The organism is Mesorhizobium sp. M8A.F.Ca.ET.165.01.1.1 (assembly GCF_004792065.1).
Taxonomy (GTDB): Bacteria; Pseudomonadota; Alphaproteobacteria; order Rhizobiales; family Rhizobiaceae; genus Mesorhizobium.
The window spans coordinates 1-297 of record NZ_SRTH01000211.1 but is presented as its reverse complement, the minus strand read 5'-3'; the positions used below and the strand labels follow the sequence as shown (position 1 = coordinate 297).

Sequence of the window (297 nt, the reverse complement as noted above, 5' to 3'; positions counted from 1 at the left end):
GGCGCGCTTTGGGTCTTTGGTTCATGCAAGTCGTTGTCCTCAAGAAGCGGATTACTTTTGGGGCGACATGCATTAGCGCCGGCCGAACAGACGCCCGTCTATGGTCACGAGGCCGAGCCCGATAAGCGCCATGCCGCCGATCTCGAACAATTCGAGCCGTTCACCGAGGAACAGGAAGCCGAGCAGAACGGCGCTGACCGGGACGACGAGCGTCACCAGCGAGGCGTTGGTGGCGCCCGCGGAGGCGACGAGGTTGAAATAAAGGATATAGGCGAAGGCGGTGGAGAGTAGCGCCAG

The 297-nt window shown here is 61.3% G+C and carries 1 protein-coding gene; it reads right to left on the bottom strand.

Annotated features, from left to right (window positions below):
• Window positions 1-72 precede the first annotated feature (72 nt).
• A partial coding sequence (locus EN808_RS35795; RefSeq protein ID WP_145973054.1) for an EamA family transporter occupies window positions 73-297 on the bottom strand: 225 nt, incomplete at its 5' end.